Below are 18,471 nucleotides of genomic sequence, written 5' to 3' on the forward strand. Positions count from 1 at the left end.
GCACCGAGTAGGGCGGTTACATCCCTAATCTCTATGGTAGGGATTTAGGGCTTGGGTATAGGGTAAGGACCCTCCCGCTGGGGTTTCTGTCCCCTACAAGGGGAACCGAAGGGGTCGTAAAGACTATTGAAGACAGGTGGGGCAGATATAGCACTAAGGGCGGTTACATCCCCGCTTCCTGAGGTTTCTGTCCCCTTGAAGGGGAACCGAAGGGGTCGTAAAGACTATTGAACGGAGGGATTCGAAAAGTCTCTCCTTGCAGGAGAGACGGAGAGGTAGAAAAGACTTCTTCAATGGTAAGGAAGGATGGTTGGTTTTCGAAAACAATACCGCCTTAGAAAAATCTGATGTTGATGTATGGGGAAATTTGGTAGTTTCACAGAAAACTCTTATATTTGCATTAAAAAAAGGAGATTATATTATGAATATAGAAGAAAAAAAGGCAGATTTTATGCGTCGCTTCAAGGCTTCTAGGGAGCGAAAGGCTGAATACATAGCACAAATGGAAAAGCGTATGCGTGATGACTATCGCCGCAGAACCGGTAAGGAAGCAGAATCATTTTGTGTTTTGTAAGAATGAAAAAATTAGATTTAGTCAGGATTAATAGTTGTGCACCATATGCAGTGAGAGAAGATACGCAAGAAGGTGCATATACCTTTATCGCAGATTCAGGAGCTGAGTTTTCAATCGGCTTTATGCCTGATGATTTGATTCAATCCGATGAGTCCTACGAATTTATCATAGGTAATCTCAATGGTGTGAAATCACCTCGTGATAAAAATGTCAAAGCTACAGTCATAGCAATTGTAGAGGAATTTTTCAATGCCAATAAGGCAACGATGTTGTTTTTATGCTCTACAAGTGACGGCAAGCAATTGATGAGAGGACGTTTGTTCAAGAATTGGTTCGATACATATAAGTATCGTAATCGATACACAATGGTGACATCTACTTTGTTAGATGAATATGGAATAGACAATGTGGCTTCTGTAATTATCAGAAACGACAATCCTAATCTTGGTAAAGTATTGGCAGAATTTGGAGAAACGATAGAAATGTTTAGCCATAAGCCAAGTATAGGTTAATTAATGCATTTTTCCTCATTCGAGTGGCGACAAGCACAGAGCGATACTGCAATGAGGACCTATTCTGGCGGTCTTAATCTGCAAGCCGTCCCCCAGCGGTCCCATCCCGCAAAACTTGGCGCAGACCTCTGATGGTCCGCCAACCTAAGAGCGTAGCGGTTCCGAGCACCGAGTAGGGCGGTTTTCCTCTTCTTCCCTGAGGGGAGAAGAACGAGATGAGAGGTGGAGCCTTCCTTAACGCTAAGGAAGGACGGGTAGGTTTTCGAACAAATAGCACCGAGTAGGGCGGTTCCCTCTTCTTTCCTGAGGTTTCTATCCCCTATAAGGGGAACCGAAGCGGTCGTAAAGACCATTGAACGGAGGAATTTGAACAGAAATATGATATTAGGTAGGCGAAGCACGATTAGTATTTTTATTAAGCTACTATCAGCTAGCCAACCTTAGTTAAATAGATAATAAAACAAACATATAATTCATGTTTAATCTTAGTAAATTCATCGGTCAGTATGTGACCCATCGTGAAAAGAGTATGTTTGCTCAGGATATTGAGGCAAACAAGGAGAAACTTTCTGCTGAAATCAAAGGCAAGAAAGTTTGTGTAATTGGTGGAGCCGGTTCCATCGGTTCTTCATTCATCAAGGCTGTACTTCGCTTTGAGCCACAGAGCGTAGTCGTAGTTGACTTGAATGAAAACGGATTGGCTGAGTTGGTTCGTGATGTGCGAAGCACAGAAGGACTTTTTGTGCCGAATGAGTTCCGTTGCTACACTCTCAACTTTGCAGACCCAATCTTTGAACGTATTTTCCGTGAGGAGAAGGGCTTTGACATTGTAGCCAATTTCTCAGCCCATAAGCATGTACGTTCAGAGAAAGATAAGTATAGTGTTCAGGCGCTCATCGAGAACAACGACATCAAGGCTAAGAAACTGATGGATTTGCTTTGCGTGTTCCCACCAAAGCATTTCTTCTGCGTTTCTACAGATAAGGCTGCTAACCCAGTTAATATTATGGGTGCCAGCAAGCGTATTATGGAAGACCTGGTGATGGCTTATAATGAGCACTTCAAAGTAACTACAGCTCGTTTTGCCAATGTAGCTTTCTCTAATGGTTCTTTGCCAGATGGATGGATTCATCGTTTGCAGAAGAAGCAGCCATTGGCTGCCCCTTCTGATGTAAAGCGTTATTTCGTATCTCCTGAGGAGTCTGGCCAGATTTGTATGTTGGCTTGTATCCTTGGAAATGGCGGTGAGGTGTTCTTCCCAAAGCTGGGTGAAGAGCAGATGCTTACCTTCTCATCTATCTGCGATGACTTCGTAAAGGCAGAGGGTTTCAAGAAGGTGGAGTGCAAGAATGATCCTGAGGCAAAGAAGTATGCTGCAGATATGGATTACGAGAGTGACAACTATCCTGTCGTTTACTTCAAGAGTGATACTACTGGCGAGAAAGCTTATGAGGAATTCTATGTTCCTGGTGAGAAAATCAACATGACTCGTTTCTCTGCACTCGGTGTAGTTGAGGAAACTACTCGTCGTCCAATGCCAGAGATAAATCAGTTCTTTGATGAATTGGAAAGTATCTTTGCTGAATCAGATTTTACAAAGGCTGAAATCGTATCATCTATCAAGAAGTTTATACCTAACTTCGAGCATGAGGAAAAAGGTAAGAACTTGGATCAAAAAATGTAAAACCTGTCTATAAATGGTCGCAGACATTAAACTCATGACCTATTAAAAAAATTTATTTTTATATGAAAATAAAAATAAAGAGACTCCTCTAGAAACTCACCACCTGCGGGTCTAGAGTGTAGTCTTTAATCAATGCAGGTGTATGGTTGTATAATAGTATAATTGCAACAAAGTGGATATGGAGTAATTTGGTTGAAATATACCAATGGTGTAAACCATACATTGAAGCAATGTTTAATTATATCTAAGCAACTGGGTGGGTTGGCGGGATTTTTTATTTAAATATAAAGTTATGGCAGATTTTAAGAAAACAATAGACTTTATTAAGTCAGTTTATGGCAACCAGGAGTTTACTCCATTGGCAGTCCCTGTTTTTGCAGGTAATGAAAAGAAATACCTCAACGAGTGTATCGATACAACCTTCGTTTCATCCGTAGGTAAGTTTGTAGATCGCTTTGAGGAGGATATGGCAAAATACACAGGTGCCAAGAAGGCTGTGGTATGTGTAAGTGGTACCAATGCCCTTCACATGAGCTTGTTGCTCGTAGGTGTAAAGCAAGATGATGAAGTATTGACTCAGGCTCTTACTTTTATTGCAACCTGCAATGCATTGAGCTATATTGGTGCTCATGCGGTATTCATCGATGTGGATCGTTCAACAATGGGTCTTTCTCCTGATTCTTTGAAGGCATGGCTTGAGAAGAATGCAGAGGTTCGCAAGAACGCTCGCAAGGGAGAACTTCCAGAAAGCAAGGATTTTGCTTTCGAAGAGGACGACTTGGCTTGCTATAACAAAAATACCGGTCGTCGTGTCAAGGCATGCGTTCCTATGCACTCATTCGGTCATCCTGTCCGCATTGATGAGATTGCAGCTATCTGTAAAGAGTGGCATATCGAACTTGTAGAGGATGCGGCAGAGAGTATTGGTTCTACATTCAAGGGACAGCATACAGGTACATTTGGTAAGATTGGTGCGATTAGCTTCAATGGTAACAAGACCATCACTACTGGTGGCGGCGGTATGATGCTCTTCAATGATGAGGAGTTGGGAGCATACGCAAAGCATATCACCACACAAGCGAAGATTCCACATCGTTGGGAGTTCCGTCACGACCATGTAGGTTACAACTATCGTATGCCAAATATCAATGCTGCTATGGGATGCGCCCAGTTGGAGAACATTGACAAGTTTGTAGCAAGCAAGCGTAAGGTTGCTGCTGAATATGAGGAGTACTTCAAGAATGTACCAGATATCGAGTTCTTCGTAGATTCTCCAAATACTGTTTCCAACTATTGGCTCAATGCTGTTATCTTGAAGGATAAGGAGGCACAGATTGATTTCCTTACCCAGACCAATGACAATGGAGTGATGACTCGCCCAATCTGGGAGTTGATGAATCGCTTGCCGATGTTTGAGAATTGTGAGAACGATGGCTTGGAGAATACTATCTGGTTTGCTGATAGAGTAGTTAATATTCCAAGTTCTGTTCGTTGCAAAGATTTATAAAAATGAATGCTTTATTAAGATTTACAATTGAAAACTTCCGTTCTTTTGCAGAGCGGAAATCTCTAGTTTTAAGCCATACGTCATTAGACGAGAGTTGCTCCTCGCAACCTTTTTTGAGGGTTTGTGCTTTGTATGGTGCTAATTCTAGTGGTAAAAGTAATTTGGTTAATGCCTTAGCAAGGATGAGATATATCATTCTGAATTCAGTCAAGGTTAATGATGGTGAAGATTTGGAATATGAACCATTTTTGCTAAGTGATAAGAAAAATGAGCCGACGCTTTATGAATTAGAATTTGTTTTGTCAGACAAACATTATAGATATGGTTTTACGAACGATTCTAAAAGGATAGTGCAAGAATGGCTATATTGCATTAATCCTAACAGTTTAGAAATCCCTCTTTTTATTCGTGATCAAGAAGGTATTGGTGTAAGTGAGAAGGATTTCCCTGAAGGAGTTGATATGGAAGAGAGAACAAATGATAATCGTCTTTTCTTATCTCTTGTTGCTCAGTTAGGTGGCTCTTTGTCTAAAAAGATTATTAGTTTTTTCTCTAAGTCTATCAATATCCTTTCTGGACTAGAAACTGATGATTATCTGACGTTTTCTGCTCGAATGCTTAAGGAGGAAAAAAACGTTGCAACATTGATGAAGAATTTCTTTAAAAGAGTACAATTGGGCTTTTCTGACGTAACTGCACGTACACAAGACTTTGACGTTCAATCGCTTCCTGATGATATGCCTGAAGAATTAAAGAAATTACTTGTTTCAAATTTAACAGGAAAGAAAAGAGTTTCCATATTATCCGTTCATGGCTGTTATGATTCTGAAGGCAATCTTATGGAAAATAGAGCTTTCCCTTTTGATGAGATGGAGTCTGATGGTACCAAAAAACTGTTTGAAATTTCAGGTCCAATCTTTGATACTTTATTAGAAGGGAAAATTCTGTTTGTTGATGAACTTGATGCAAAAATGCATCCTCTCTTATCTCGAGAATTAGTTAGATTGTTTACTGACGAATCTATTAATACAGAGGGGGCTCAGTTAATATTTACAACTCATGATACTAATCTTCTTTCATCTAATCTTCTAACGAGTAATGAAGTCTGGTTTACCGAAAAAGATCAGCAGGAACGTTCTGATCTTTATTGCTTGAATGATATTAGGTACTTGGATGGAAGCAGGATGGAAGAGACTGAATTGATGGAACATAATTACATTCAGGGGCGTTATGGTGCAATACCATATTTGTAGAAATATGTGATATGGCGAAGAAAAAGAATATAACAGAAATGAAATGTCCTTCTGTTTTCAATCAAAATGAAGGTCAAACAAATGCGCATAAAATAAAGTGTCGAGTGCTCATAGTTTGTGAAGGATTAAAAACAGAACCAAATTATTTTAAATCGTTTCATATGATGGAAAATAGTGGTGGTTTAGTTTTTGAAATAACTAATGCGGGTGGTGGTATTAATACTATTCAAGTTGTTCAAAAGGCGATAGAATTGCGTGATAAAGCTATTGGTGATAAAAAGCCATACGATATTACTTGGGCTGTGTTTGATAGAGACAGTTTTGATGCTGCTGATTTTGATAATGCTATACATATGGCAGATTCAAATGACATACGTTGTGCTTGGAGTAATGAGGCTTTTGAATTGTGGTATATTTATCATTTTGAAAACAGAATAACGCCAATGTCTCGTAAGGAATATGCGCATAAGATAACAACTTTAGTTCGAGAAAAACAGAAATTAATAACAGGTAAAAAGTCTACTTTCGTTTATAAAAAAAATGATCCGGAAATGCGATCAATTTTGCTTGGTTGTGGCTGTAACGAACAACGAGCTATTGGTTGGGCAAAGAAACAAAGTGAAACTTTTAGTAATAATTCTTTTCACTTGCATAATCCTTGTACAAAGGTATATGAACTGGTAAGTCTTCTACGTGGAGAGGATGCCGATTTTAATGAATTTATTAAAAGTAAAATGACGGGTAAGAAATAGTGAATAATGAAACGTCCATTAATTCTAATCGGAGGCGGTGGTCATTGCAAGTCTGTAATAGAAGTCGCAGAGAGTGCAGGCTACGAAATCAAGGGAATCCTTGATATGCCAGATGAAGTTGGCAAGGAGGTTCTACCTGGTCATAAGGTAATAGGAACCGATGATGAGATTCCTCAATATGTTGAGGAGTGTGATTTCGTTATAACTGTTGGCTTCATCAAAAATCCAGCCCTCCGAATCAAATTATATAATAAGGTGAAGGCGGCTGGAGGCAGATTGGCAACAATCATAGCCTCTACCGCTCATGTTAGTAAATATGCAGAACTAGGCGAAGGTACAGTCATTATGCATCAGGCATTCGTTAATGCTGGTGCAAAGATAGGTGATAATTGCATAATCAATACTTTCGTTAATATAGAACATGATGCAGAAGTGGGTAATCAATGCCATATCTCAACAGGAACTATGGTGAATGGTGAATGTAAGATTGGAGAGAATTGTTTTATCGGATCTCAATCCGTTTGTGCCAACTGTATCGAAATCGCTTCTGATATTATCGTGGGAGCTGGTTCTGTAGTTCGTAAGTCTATACGTGTGAAGGGAATTTATGCAGGAAATCCTGCTATCCTTAAAATTAAAGCAAAATAGCATGAGCAACCATACATTAATAATTGCAGAAGCTGGTGTCAACCATAATGGTTCCTTGGATATAGCCAAGCAACTTATAGATGCAGCTGTTGATGCAGGAGTTGATATTATCAAGTTTCAAACCTTCAAGGCAGATAAACTTGTATCAAAAGATGCCAAGAAAGCTGAATATCAGAAGAAGAATATAGGTGATGGAGATGATTCTCAGTATCAGATGCTCAAGAAATTAGAACTGTCTGATGCTGATCATCAAGAACTTGTTGCCTATTGTCATCAGAAAGGTATCCGTTTTTGGTCAACTGCTTTTGATTTGGAAAGTATCGATTTCTTGCATTCTCTTGGTTTGGGACTTTGGAAAATTCCTTCTGGCGAAATTACTAACTATCCATTCATCAAGAAGATTGCTCTTCTTCATGAGCCGGTCATCATGTCTACCGGAATGTGCGATGAAGAAGATATCAGGAATGCGATGGAAGTATTGTTGAAGAATGGTTTGACAAAAGAGCAAATTACAATCTTGCATTGTAATACCCAATATCCTACACCTATGAAGGATGTCAATTTGAAGGCTATGCTTACTATCAAACAGGATTTTGGAACAGTAGTAGGTTATTCTGACCATACCCAAGGAATAGAAGTTCCTATTGCTGCAGTAGCTCTTGGCGCACAGGTCATTGAAAAGCATTTCACTCTTGATAGAAATATGGTTGGTCCTGATCACAAAGCCTCTTTGGAGCCGCAAGAACTTAAGGCTATGGTTCACGCGATCCGTAATATAGAGCAGGCTCTGGGAACCGGTATAAAACAGGTTTCAGATTCAGAACGTGCCAACATAGCTGTAGCTCGCAAGAGTATTGTGGCAAGTACCTTTATAAAAAAAGGTGAAACATTATCCGATGATAACTTAGCAGTTAAGCGTCCTGGCACTGGTATTACACCTATGCGTTGGGAAGAAATTGTAGGTACAAAGGCTATTAAAGATTATCAACCAGACGAACAAATACAATTATGAGAAAGATTTGTTTTGTAACTGGCACTCGTGCTGAATATGGCTTGTTGAGTAGATTGATGAGATTAGTCAAAGAGGATAAAGATTTACAGCTCCAAGTCATTGCCACCAATATGCACCTGATGCCTGAATATGGAGAAACCTATAAAGAGATAGAGAAAGATGGTTTCACTATAGATAAAAAGGTCTATATGCATAAACCATCTGATGATGCCCATGGAATTATTTCATCAATGGCAGAAGAGATGCAAGGTATGAATGATGCCTTGTCAGAGCTGAAACCTGATATTCTCGTACTCTTAGGTGATAGATATGAGATTCTTGTTGCTGCTCAGGTAGCGTTGATTCATCGTGTTCCTATTGCTCATATTCATGGTGGAGAAGTTACTGAAGGTGCATTCGATGATGCCATCCGTCATTCAGTGACAAAGATGTCATCTTTACATTTTACTTCTTGTGAAGAATATCGCCATCGAGTTATTCAGATGGGTGAACAACCATCTAGAGTTTTTGATGTAGGTTCTTTAGGGGTAGAAAACATCAAGGCTGTTCCTTTGATGACGAAAGATGAACTTGAAACATCCTTGGATTTCAAGGTAGATACACAAACAATTCTTGTTACTTATCATCCTGTTACCCTTGGTGGTGATCCAGCTAAAGACATTCATGAGTTTTTGGATGCATTAGACCAGTTCAAAGATCTGAAAGTAATCTTCACTATGCCAAACTCTGATACAGGAAGGGATGCTATAGCTTTGGCTGTGGAGAATTATGTGGAGAAGCATTCTAATAGTGCAAAGGCTTATACATCATTGGGGTTAAAGCGTTATCTTTCAACCCTTCAGTTTGTAAAGGCTGCTGTTGGCAACTCCTCCAGTGGAATCATTGAAGTTCCTTCATTTGGTATTCCAACCTTAAATATTGGAGATAGACAAAAGGGAAGACTTGCCTCTAAGAGTGTTGTTAATTGTGGTACTTCAAAGGATGAGGTAATAGATGGCCTTAAGCTTTGTTTATCTGAAGAGATGCAAAAGGCAGCAAAGACTTATGAAAATCCGTATGCCAAACCAGATACAGCTAACTTGATATATCAAGAACTCAAAAATGTTGAGTTGGCAGGTTTGAATTTGAAAACTTTTTATGACTTATAATATATGAAGGTAATAGTAATAGGACTTGGGTCAATGGGCAAACGTAGAATTCGTTTGTTGAGTGAGCACAAGGATGTTGAGATTTATGGAATAGATACTCAAGAACAACGTTGCAAGGAAGTTGAAGATAAGTTTGGTATCAAATGCTTTGCTAGTATCGATGAAGCTTGTAAGGTAGAACCTGTCGAAGCCGCCATTATCAGTACTTCACCGCTTTCACATGCCGCCATTATTAAGGACTGTCTGAATCATAATCTTCATGTCTTTACAGAAATCAATTTGGTTCAGGATGGCTATGATGAGAATATAGCTTTGGCAAAGAAGAAAGGTAAGGTTCTTTTTCTCTCTTCCACATTCTTATATAGAAAAGAAACACAGACCATCATAGAGAAAGTACATGAGGCAAAATGTCCTGTTAATTATATCTATCATGTTGGTCAATATCTTCCAGATTGGCATCCTTGGGAGAGCTATAACAACTATTTTATAGGTAATCCACGTACTAATGGCTGTCGAGAGATTATGGCAATTGATTTGCCTTGGATAGTTACGGCATTTGGACCTATTAAAAAGGTGTGTGCGATGAAAAGTAAGAATACTCAACTCAATATTGATTATGACGATAATTATCTCATCATGTTGGAGCATGAGACTGGCGCAAAGGGTGTCTTTGCTGTAGACGTGGTTGCTCGTAAGCCATATCGTCATATAGATGTTTATGGAGAAGAACTGCAATTATCTTGGAATGGTACAGCCGATTCTCTAAATGAGTATCATATTGAGACGAAGAAAGAAGAGAATATAACATTTGACGATGCATCAGAGCATGTAGATGGTTATGCTGCATTTATCACAGAAAATCCTTATCGGGAGGAGATTAATGCCTATTTAAAGCAGATTGCAGACTCTAATTATAAACCTGCATGGAACTTTGAGAAAGATAAGGTTTTGCTGGATTGGATAGATGTTATAGAAAAATAGCTCACGTCTTTTAAAGCTTTAAAATATGAGACAATATAAAATAGCTTTTATAGGTCTAGGTTCAATTGGTAAGCGACATTTCAATAATGTATGCACTTTCCTTGAAGAACGAGGTGATTTCTATGAGATAGATTTGTATCGTAGTAACTTATTACATGAGTTACCACAGGAAATTGTTGAGAAAGCACATCAGCAAATTTTATATGAAACACCGGTAGCAGATGGTTTGGTGTATGATGTGGTTTTCATTACCAATCCAACCTCCATGCATTATGATACAATCAGAAAGTTTATAGGTCATGCCAAATCGTTCTTTATTGAAAAGCCAATCTTTGATTCTACTGATGTAGATGAAAGCATACTTGATAGTTTGAAGGGTATTCCTGCATATGTAGCTTGCCCATTACGTTATAACCCGGTTCTTCAATATGTGAAGAATCATATTGATTATAATAAGGCGATTGCTGTAAGAGCCATATCTTCCAGTTATCTTCCTGATTGGAGACCTGGTCAGGATTATAGAAAATGCTATAGTGCCCATCGGGAAATGGGAGGAGGAGTAGGAATCGATCTGATTCATGAATGGGATTATCTTACTCATTTCTTCGGGATGCCTAGCAAAGTTTTTTCTATCCAGGATCAGATTTCTTCTTTGGAAATTACGAGCGACGATATAGCTATCTATATAGCAAAGACTAAGACTGCAACCATAGAGTTGCATCTTGATTACTTTGGTAGAAAGACTTTGCGTTCCATGGATTTATTCCTTCCTGAGGATACGATTCATTGTGATATTGCAGGAGGTACTATTCATTATTTAAAAGAAGGAAAAGAAATCGTTCTGAATGCTGAAAGAAATTCATTTCAATTGGCAGAGATCAAACATTTCTTTGATATCATTGATGGAAAGATAGAGAATGATAGTGATGTACGTCATGCTTATCAAGTACTTAAATTAACAAGAGGTATTATTTAAAGAAAGTATAATATGAATGTTTTATTTACACTCTGCGGAAGAGCAGGTTCAAAAGGAGTAAAAGGTAAGAATGCCAGAGACTTTCTTGACATTCCTTTAGTATGGTATTCTATGGCAGGTATTTGCTTGTATATTAAGAAATACATAAAGCCTGAAGATCATGTTGATATTGTTTTAAATACCGACAGCAAGGATTTGATAGCATTAGTAAAGCAAGTCAATGCACTTAATGTTAGTGTATTTGAGCGTGATGAGAACTTGGCTGGTGATCGTGTTCCTAAGGTTGCTGTTATTTTAGATTGTTTAAAGCGAGCAAAGAATTTATTTCATAAAGAGTATGATATAGTAGTAGATTTGGATATAACATCTCCACTTCGTACAGTACAAGACATTAAGAGTGCCATTGACAAGAAGGCTTCTCGTAATGATGTTGATGTTGTTTATTCTGTAGCTCCATCTCGTCGTAACCCATATTTTAATATGGTAAAAGAAGAGAATGGCTTCTTTTGTAAGGCTATAGCTTCTAATTTCACAACTCGCCAGGAAGCTCCTGCATTCTATGATATGAATGCTTCTATTTATGCTTATTCACCAAAAGCATTGGAAACTAAGGAACAGTCAACTTTCTTCAACTCTAATTGTGATGCCGTAGTAATGGCTGATACAGGTATTCTTGATATTGATTCAGAGGAGGATTATGAATTGATGCAGATTATTGCAAGTTACCTTTATGAAAATAGAGAGAATTATCAAGAGGTTTATAAATTAGCACAAAGTTGGATGTAAAACTATGATGCATTTTCAAATTCCGAAACAAGACATACTTGCGCAATTAATTCATCAGCTAGAAAATTATTTCCTCTTAGATGATATGGAGAAAACTATCATCAATGAGTACTATGCTGCTGCTTTAGAGAAATGTGATATAAATTTTATGGCTTCCACTAATAAATATTTTAAAATAGATGCCGGTGGAAAGAAAATGACAAAATTTAATCCTTATCATTCTGTTCAATATATGATTTTTTTGTATTATCTTTCTCGTGAAATTTTTCTTAATACAAAAAAAACTATATTGTGTGATAAAATTTACTATTTAAATAAAATACTTAATAGTGTTGATTTGTTTTATGCTATAGAGCTCCCTAAAATGTTTGGTGCAGAGCATCCTTTAGGATCTGTTATGGGCAGAGCAGAATATGGAGAAGGCTTTTTTTTCTATCAGGGATGTACAGTAGGAGGCACACATAGCAAAAATGGTGAAATATATTATCCTAAATTAGGAAATAATGTTCAGATGTTTGCAAATTCTTCTATTTTAGGAAATTGCAAGATTGGTGATAATGTAAAGATTGGGGCTGGTGCTTTGATAAAGAATGAGGATATTCCTTCTAATAGTATAGTTTTTGGTCAGTCACCTCATCTTATAATTAAAAAGCAAAAAAATGAAGTTGAAAAATAAACATATAATTCACAAAAATATACCTCTTATTTCTGCATTAAAAGTTATAAATACATTAATGCCAGAGCCATTGGTGTTGTTTGTCGTTGATGACGATGGTAAAATGGTTGGTACCCTGACAGATGGTGATTCTAGAAGGGCATTAATTTCTGGTTGTACGACAGAATCTCCTGTTGAGTGCATTATGCATAAAAACTTTAAATATGTAGAATTTGGTATAAATGATGATGTTAAATCCTTGAGAGCAATAAAGCAATGTGGGGTTACTTTGTTGCCTGTGTTGGATGAAAATCGCAATATTGTTGATATCATTAATTTTGAAAAAAATAACACTCTACTTCCTGTTGATGCTGTGCTGATGGCTGGAGGAAAAGGTGTTCGTCTTAGACCATTGACAGAAACTACTCCAAAACCACTTCTTCCAGTGGGTGGTAAATCTATTATTGATTATAATATAGATAGCCTGATGGAGAATGGAATCAAACATATCTCAGTCACGGTCAACTATCTACATGAACAGATAGAGGAACATTTCGCAGAACCAGTGAATGGCGTACAGATTGATTGTATCAAAGAGCCACAATTCCTGGGAACAATTGGTGCAACTCAGTTTGTAACCAAGTTCTATAATGATGTGGTACTGGTAATGAACTCCGACCTTTTTACTAATATTGATTATGAGGATTTCTATCTTCACTTTAAAGAACATAATGCAGATATGTCTGTGGCTGCTGTGCCATATTCCATTTCTGTACCATATGGTATTTTTGAGTTGGAGGGAAGAAATATAAAGGGAGTGAAGGAGAAGCCTGTATATAACTACTTTGCAAATGCAGGTATTTATCTTATCAAGAGAGAACTTTTAGAGAATATGCCTAAGAATACCTTCTACAATGCAACGGATCTGATGAACGATGCTGTAGCTGCAGGTAAGACGGTTATTCGTTATCCGATCACTGGCTATTGGTTAGATATCGGTAGTCATGAAGAATATAAAAAAGCGAATGAATTGGTGAAGCATATAAAGAAGTAAGCCTATATTTCCTACATTGAGAATAATGAACTTAAGATTTATGTCACAATTACATATTGGAAAAATAAAGCAATTTGTTAATTCAAATAGAAATTTATTCAATGGTGCTCTTTTTTCCCTTTTTTCTTTCATTAATAAGGGTCTTATTTTCTTCTTATTATTGGTGTTGGCAAATTATATAGGCCCAAAGGAATATGGATATTTAAGCTTTTTTAGTACATTGTTAACAGTGTTTGGCTTTATCATAGCTCTAAGTTCTGAAGGTTATTTATCTTTCTCCTATTTTAGAGATGCAGAAAATGGCATATCGGAATCTTGCTCTTCATCCGTATTGATTACTTTATTAATAGGAACGTTATTGTTAGTTATAGAGTTAATTTGGGGAGGTAAACTTGAGCCATATATACATCTTGATACTGAAATTACATGTTACGCAATATTAATAAGTATATTTACGATTTATCTAAATTTACATCTTAATATATTGCGTGTAAAGGAGAAGGTGATTAGTTTTGGTTTTCTCACAATATCTAATGCTTTGCTTAATTTTGTATTGTCCATTTTTTTAGTTAGCACTTTAGTGTTGGGATGGAAAGGACGAATTTATGCAAATTTAATATGTGGGTTACTATTTGGAGTTATATCTATTTACTATATATTGAAAAAGCATTATTTGCATATTCCGTCAAAGTATTATTTGAAAAAGATTTTGCTTTGGAGCCTTCCGTTAATACCTCATTCAGCTGTAACTTTTATTCGTCAAGGATTGGATCGTTACATTGTTGAATATAATTATGATATGACGAATGTCGGTCTTTTTAGTTTTGCTATGAATATGGCAAATATTATCGTAATGATAGGTATCGGATTTAATCAGTCAAATAGTGTGGATATAAGCAAGGTCTTAGGAAACAAGTTAATGTCCTGCGAGGAGAAGAAAAAGATTTTAAAAATACAACGACACAAGTTACTCTTAGTATACTTAGTTCTTTCTTTAATAGTTATGATTTCTGTGCATTTTCTTGTACCTGTATTTTTGCCAAAATATACGGATGCAATATATATGTTTATCATATTATCAATACAAGGATTTCTTTGTTGCTTTTATTTTCTCTATACTAATTATCTTTTTTTCTATTCTAGGACTAAGGAAATTATGTATGTCACTTTTGGATCCTCAATAGTTCATTTAATAATGTCATTGCTTTTAACTCCTTTTTCTATTTATCTCACTTGTTTTGTTTACGTTCTCTCTCAGATGTTTATTTGTATATTTATATATATTATGGCAAAACATGAATTAATAAAACAATTAAATAATTAAGTGCTTAAATATGAAGACAATTGTGTTTAATAAAATATTTCCCAGTTTAGCCATCATATTAGTATCATTATGTGAGGTTTTCCAAGGGCAATTGTATATTGTTTTGTGTTTTCTATTGGTATTACCATATTTCATTAATCAGTGGAAATCAAGACGATTTAAAAAGAAAAGAACATATGTTAAGCCTTTTTTGCTTTTAACCCTCTTTGGGGGATTATTGAATATGCCACTTACAGGTTATGGTATAGGTGGTTTGTTATTAACTATTTCAATGGTTGGTTTGGCTGTTTTTTGTGTATATAATCCAAAAATATGTTTGTATATTTCTTTGTTCTTATTACTATATACTTTAGGTTTTTTATATAAAAGCATCTTTATAAGTAATATAGAATTAAATACTATTTATGAATCGCTTGGCTTTAGTAAGAACTATCCTGGCTTCTTAATTGTTGCTTATACTGTTTTTTATGGATTAAACAAATATAGATTGTACAAACGTTTACCGCTCTTGCTGCCATTCGTTGGCGTCTATTTTACATATTGTTTGGATGGGCGTTCTTCTTTTGGTATTATGATTTTACTTAGTTTGTTTTGTGTCTTAAAAAATACTGGCAATGCTAAAATAAATTGTTTAATATTGTTGTTGGTGGTGTCAGTATGTTTGTTTTTCTCTGACTTTTTGCTGGGGTATTATGAGATGTCTCGCTTAAGTGAAGGAGTAGAATCTTCCAGGTCTAGTATATGGAGTGCTTATTTTAAGTATATGGATTTCCCAGGCTTCCTTTTAGGATGTGATTCCGCTCATTTTCCAATTATTAAACAGTATGCAGGTAATCCTCATAATTCTTTTCTGAATTTTCATCATCGAATGGGAATTATTGGATTTATAACCTTAGTGTATGTTATTTTTGCTTCTATGAAGAAGTATATGAAACAGAAAAGGTGGAATATTATGATGCTTATGCTTTTTTTAATGGCTCGTATGTTTTTTGATGCTTGCATTGTTTCTAATCATGATTATATATTTTATACATTCTTGTTTTTACCTTTTTTGGTCAAAAATAAGTATATTATATTGATTTCTGATAAAACAAAAATCCCGCAAATATTAAAACTGTTATAAATTATGAAAAATCAAATAAAAAAAATAATATTATTTTGCTCGTCATTTATGATTCTTCTAGAGTGGCTTTTATTAAAAGCTGTTAGAAAAGAATTTTCTTTTAAAAGAATGTTAAGTCCCCAAGCAAAAAAAATTAAAATATTTGGTAACGGACCATCTTTAAAAAATGAAGCATTGAATATTAAAGATGATTGTGATTATTGTTGCGTCAACCATTCTTTGATGTCTGATTTCTTTTTTAAAATTAAGCCAAAGTATTTTATAACAGTGGATCCTTTGTTTGTTGGAGAGTATTTGAACAAACATAATGAATGTGTTTCGCGGCTTTTAGATGTAAATTGGAAAATGATTTGGTTTGTCTCTTATGATAGTTTTGCACTTGCTAAATCATTGGTAAAATCTAATGATAATATTCTTGTCAAATGGCATCCCTCTGGGCTTAAGCTAGGAATGAAGATTGGTTGGCTTAGAAATTGTATTTTTAGATATGGAATGGCTGCACCGCCTGCTCAAAATGTGTTAGTAGCAGCAATTTACGATTTGTTAATGGATGGATATAAGCAGATTGAACTTTATGGTGTTGAGCATTCCTGGCTAAATCTTCTTTCTGTAGATAAAGAAAATAGGGTTTGTCTGAAGGACGTTCATTTTTATGATAATAAAGAAGTTCAATTAAAACCATGGTACCGAGTGGATGGTGAAATTTTTGATATGCCAACTTTGCTTAGTACGCTTGCAATTACATTTGGAGCTTATCATGACCTACAACGTTTTTCTACTTACATAGGTGGCATTGAAATTGTTAATATGACTCCAAATTCATTTATTGATGCATTTAAAAGAGGTGTATAAGATATGTATATTTTTGTAGAATATTTATGGGGCTTGCTTTGTTGTATATTTAAGTCCACTGTTTCTGTTACTCCTTTTACGCGAATTGATAGACACTCATCTTTTGGGGGATATAACAAAATTGGGCGTAATTGTATAATAGAAAAATCCATTATTGGCAGGTTCTCTTATATTGGAAATAATTGCGTTTTTACCAATACTAATATTGGCAATTATTGTTCAATATCCTCTAATGTAGAAATAATTTCAGGCACTCATCCAACCAGGAATTATGTCTCCACTCACCCGGTTTTTTATTCGAAAGAAACTCCTCTTCGTTTTAGTTATGTCAACTTTACTAGTTTTAATGAACATAAATTGACAGAAGAAGGGCATTCTTTGGATATAGGTAATGATGTTTGGATTGGTAATCATGTTTGCATTTTAGAAGGGGTTACAATAGGTGATGGGGCGATTATTGCCGCAGGTAGTATGGTTGTTAAAGATGTTGCTCCATATTCGATAGTTGGCGGTGTACCTGCAAAGCTTATCAGAAAAAGATTTTCAGATACCGAAATTTCTAAATTGCAGCAATTAAAATGGTGGTTTTGGTCGCAGGAAAAAATTAAAGAAAATCTGGAAAATTTTTCGAATATATTAGATTTTTTAGAAGTATATACAAAAAGTAATGCGTAGAGATCTGATATCGCAGTTAAAATATTGCCAGACTGCATTTCGACTATAAAAATTAATGAATCAACTGTTTCTTTGTGTTAATAATATTTTGTGTAAACAATTATATTATTACAAAATAAAAAATACAAACCAACAATTATGAATAATAAACCATTTTTTTCGATAATAACTGTATGCTTCAATAGTGCTACTACAATTGAGCGTACAATCAAATCCATTTTGAACCAAAACTTCTCCGATTATGAGTATATAATAGTAGATGGTGGTTCTACTGATGAAACTATTGGCATCATAAAAAAATATGAGCCTCTTTTTCAAGGACGCTTAAAATGGAAAAGTGAAAGTGATAAGGGTATTTATGATGCTATGAATAAGGGGATTCTTCGTTCGGAAGGAACAATAATTGGCATTGTGAATAGTGACGATTGGTTGGAGCCTGACACGCTTCAAACTGTATGGGAGGAGAATCGTTATTGTGAACATTCAAATAGAACTATTATAGCAGGTGAGATTTTATTTCACTATTCCACTGGCTTAACTCAGTTATATCCAATATCTCAAAAAATATATGAATCAAAATCCAGAAATTTTGAAATGGGATTAAATCATCCAGCAACTTTCGTTCCTAGATTAGTGTATGATACTGTTGGTCTATTTGATGTTAATTTTAAACTGAAAGCTGATGCGGATTTTATATTGAGATGCTATGAGAATAGAATACCAGTTCATTTTATCCCAAAAGTTCTCTCAAATATGTCTGATGGTGGTGCATCCAACAACAGATCAAAGAAGGAATTAACAGATACTGTATTGAAATATAAAAAACATATCAAGAGTAAGCCTTTATATTATATTTACTGTATTAAGAGTTTTGTCAATTGGTATGTTAAAGGGTTGGTTCCTATGTGTCTTGTCCGTTATTACAGAAATGTTCATAATAGAAAAAAGTAATCTT

At 35.8% G+C, this 18,471-nt stretch carries 19 protein-coding genes; all 19 read left to right on the plus strand.

Annotated features, from left to right (window positions below):
- Positions 1 to 310 precede the first annotated feature (310 nt).
- The 19 genes from CFT61_RS17135 to CFT61_RS00505 all read left to right on the plus strand — a co-directional run bounded on the left by CFT61_RS17135 (position 311) and on the right by CFT61_RS00505 (position 18,467).
- Entirely contained in the window at positions 311 to 574 is a 264-nt protein-coding gene (locus CFT61_RS17135; RefSeq protein WP_254918799.1) for a hypothetical protein, read from the plus strand.
- Positions 575 to 576: 2 nt separating this feature from the next.
- Positions 577 to 1,086, plus strand: a complete 510-nt coding sequence (locus CFT61_RS00415) for a DUF6169 family protein (protein WP_254918800.1) — start codon at positions 577 to 579, stop codon at positions 1,084 to 1,086.
- Between the two features lie 475 nt (positions 1,087 to 1,561).
- Positions 1,562 to 2,770 (plus strand): polysaccharide biosynthesis protein, encoded by a 1,209-nt coding sequence (locus CFT61_RS00425; protein WP_089542530.1) that lies wholly within the window; start codon positions 1,562 to 1,564, stop codon positions 2,768 to 2,770.
- Positions 2,771 to 3,062: 292 nt separating this feature from the next.
- Entirely contained in the window at positions 3,063 to 4,277 is a 1,215-nt protein-coding gene (locus CFT61_RS00430; protein ID WP_089542531.1) for a LegC family aminotransferase, read from the plus strand.
- Between the two features lie 2 nt (positions 4,278 to 4,279).
- The gene (locus CFT61_RS00435) at positions 4,280 to 5,530 is read left to right on the plus strand and encodes an AAA family ATPase (RefSeq protein WP_089542532.1); all 1,251 of its coding nucleotides are present in this window, start codon (positions 4,280 to 4,282) and stop codon (positions 5,528 to 5,530) included.
- 11 nt (positions 5,531 to 5,541) lie between these two features.
- Complete coding sequence (locus tag CFT61_RS00440) at positions 5,542 to 6,282, plus strand: RloB family protein (protein WP_089542533.1); 741 nt, start codon at positions 5,542 to 5,544, stop codon at positions 6,280 to 6,282.
- A 6-nt stretch (positions 6,283 to 6,288) separates the two neighbouring features.
- Entirely contained in the window at positions 6,289 to 6,930 is a 642-nt protein-coding gene (locus tag CFT61_RS00445) for an acetyltransferase (protein WP_089542534.1), read from the plus strand.
- 1 nt (position 6,931) lies between these two features.
- The gene (gene neuB / locus CFT61_RS00450) at positions 6,932 to 7,942 is read left to right on the plus strand and encodes an N-acetylneuraminate synthase (RefSeq protein WP_089542535.1); all 1,011 of its coding nucleotides are present in this window, start codon (positions 6,932 to 6,934) and stop codon (positions 7,940 to 7,942) included.
- Positions 7,939 to 9,090, plus strand: a complete 1,152-nt coding sequence (neuC, locus tag CFT61_RS00455; protein WP_089542536.1) for a UDP-N-acetylglucosamine 2-epimerase — start codon at positions 7,939 to 7,941, stop codon at positions 9,088 to 9,090. The genes neuB and neuC overlap by 4 nt, the downstream gene beginning before the upstream one ends.
- Positions 9,091 to 9,093: 3 nt before the next feature.
- Positions 9,094 to 10,071, plus strand: coding sequence for a Gfo/Idh/MocA family protein (locus CFT61_RS00460; RefSeq protein ID WP_089542537.1), 978 nt, complete (start codon positions 9,094 to 9,096; stop codon positions 10,069 to 10,071).
- Positions 10,072 to 10,096: 25 nt separating this feature from the next.
- A complete protein-coding gene (locus tag CFT61_RS00465; RefSeq protein WP_089542538.1) occupies positions 10,097 to 11,047 on the plus strand; it encodes a Gfo/Idh/MocA family protein in 951 nt (316 codons plus the stop codon).
- 12 nt (positions 11,048 to 11,059) lie between these two features.
- The gene (locus tag CFT61_RS00470) at positions 11,060 to 11,833 is read left to right on the plus strand and encodes an acylneuraminate cytidylyltransferase family protein (RefSeq protein WP_089542539.1); all 774 of its coding nucleotides are present in this window, start codon (positions 11,060 to 11,062) and stop codon (positions 11,831 to 11,833) included.
- A 4-nt stretch (positions 11,834 to 11,837) separates the two neighbouring features.
- The gene (locus CFT61_RS00475; protein WP_254918801.1) at positions 11,838 to 12,509 is read left to right on the plus strand and encodes a transferase; all 672 of its coding nucleotides are present in this window, start codon (positions 11,838 to 11,840) and stop codon (positions 12,507 to 12,509) included.
- Positions 12,499 to 13,542, plus strand: coding sequence for a nucleotidyltransferase family protein (locus CFT61_RS00480; protein ID WP_089542802.1), 1,044 nt, complete (start codon positions 12,499 to 12,501; stop codon positions 13,540 to 13,542). The genes CFT61_RS00475 and CFT61_RS00480 overlap by 11 nt, the downstream gene beginning before the upstream one ends.
- A 25-nt stretch (positions 13,543 to 13,567) precedes the next feature.
- Positions 13,568 to 14,866: a lipopolysaccharide biosynthesis protein gene (locus CFT61_RS00485; RefSeq protein WP_089542540.1), complete on the plus strand. Its 1,299-nt coding sequence runs from the start codon at positions 13,568 to 13,570 to the stop codon at positions 14,864 to 14,866.
- A gap of 10 nt (positions 14,867 to 14,876) precedes the next feature.
- Positions 14,877 to 15,989 carry a hypothetical protein gene (locus CFT61_RS00490; protein ID WP_089542541.1) on the plus strand — a complete coding sequence of 371 codons (1,113 nt, stop codon included), beginning with the start codon at positions 14,877 to 14,879 and terminating at the stop codon, positions 15,987 to 15,989.
- A 3-nt stretch (positions 15,990 to 15,992) separates the two neighbouring features.
- Entirely contained in the window at positions 15,993 to 16,841 is an 849-nt protein-coding gene (locus CFT61_RS00495; protein WP_089542542.1) for a hypothetical protein, read from the plus strand.
- Between the two features lie 3 nt (positions 16,842 to 16,844).
- Positions 16,845 to 17,516 carry a CatB-related O-acetyltransferase gene (locus CFT61_RS00500; RefSeq protein WP_142990518.1) on the plus strand — a complete coding sequence of 224 codons (672 nt, stop codon included), beginning with the start codon at positions 16,845 to 16,847 and terminating at the stop codon, positions 17,514 to 17,516.
- Positions 17,517 to 17,654: 138 nt separating this feature from the next.
- Positions 17,655 to 18,467: a glycosyltransferase family 2 protein gene (locus CFT61_RS00505; RefSeq protein WP_089542543.1), complete on the plus strand. Its 813-nt coding sequence runs from the start codon at positions 17,655 to 17,657 to the stop codon at positions 18,465 to 18,467.
- The last annotated feature ends 4 nt before the right edge of the window (positions 18,468 to 18,471 follow it).

The organism is Segatella copri, from assembly GCF_002224675.1.
Taxonomy (GTDB): Bacteria; Bacteroidota; Bacteroidia; order Bacteroidales; family Bacteroidaceae; genus Prevotella; species Prevotella copri_U.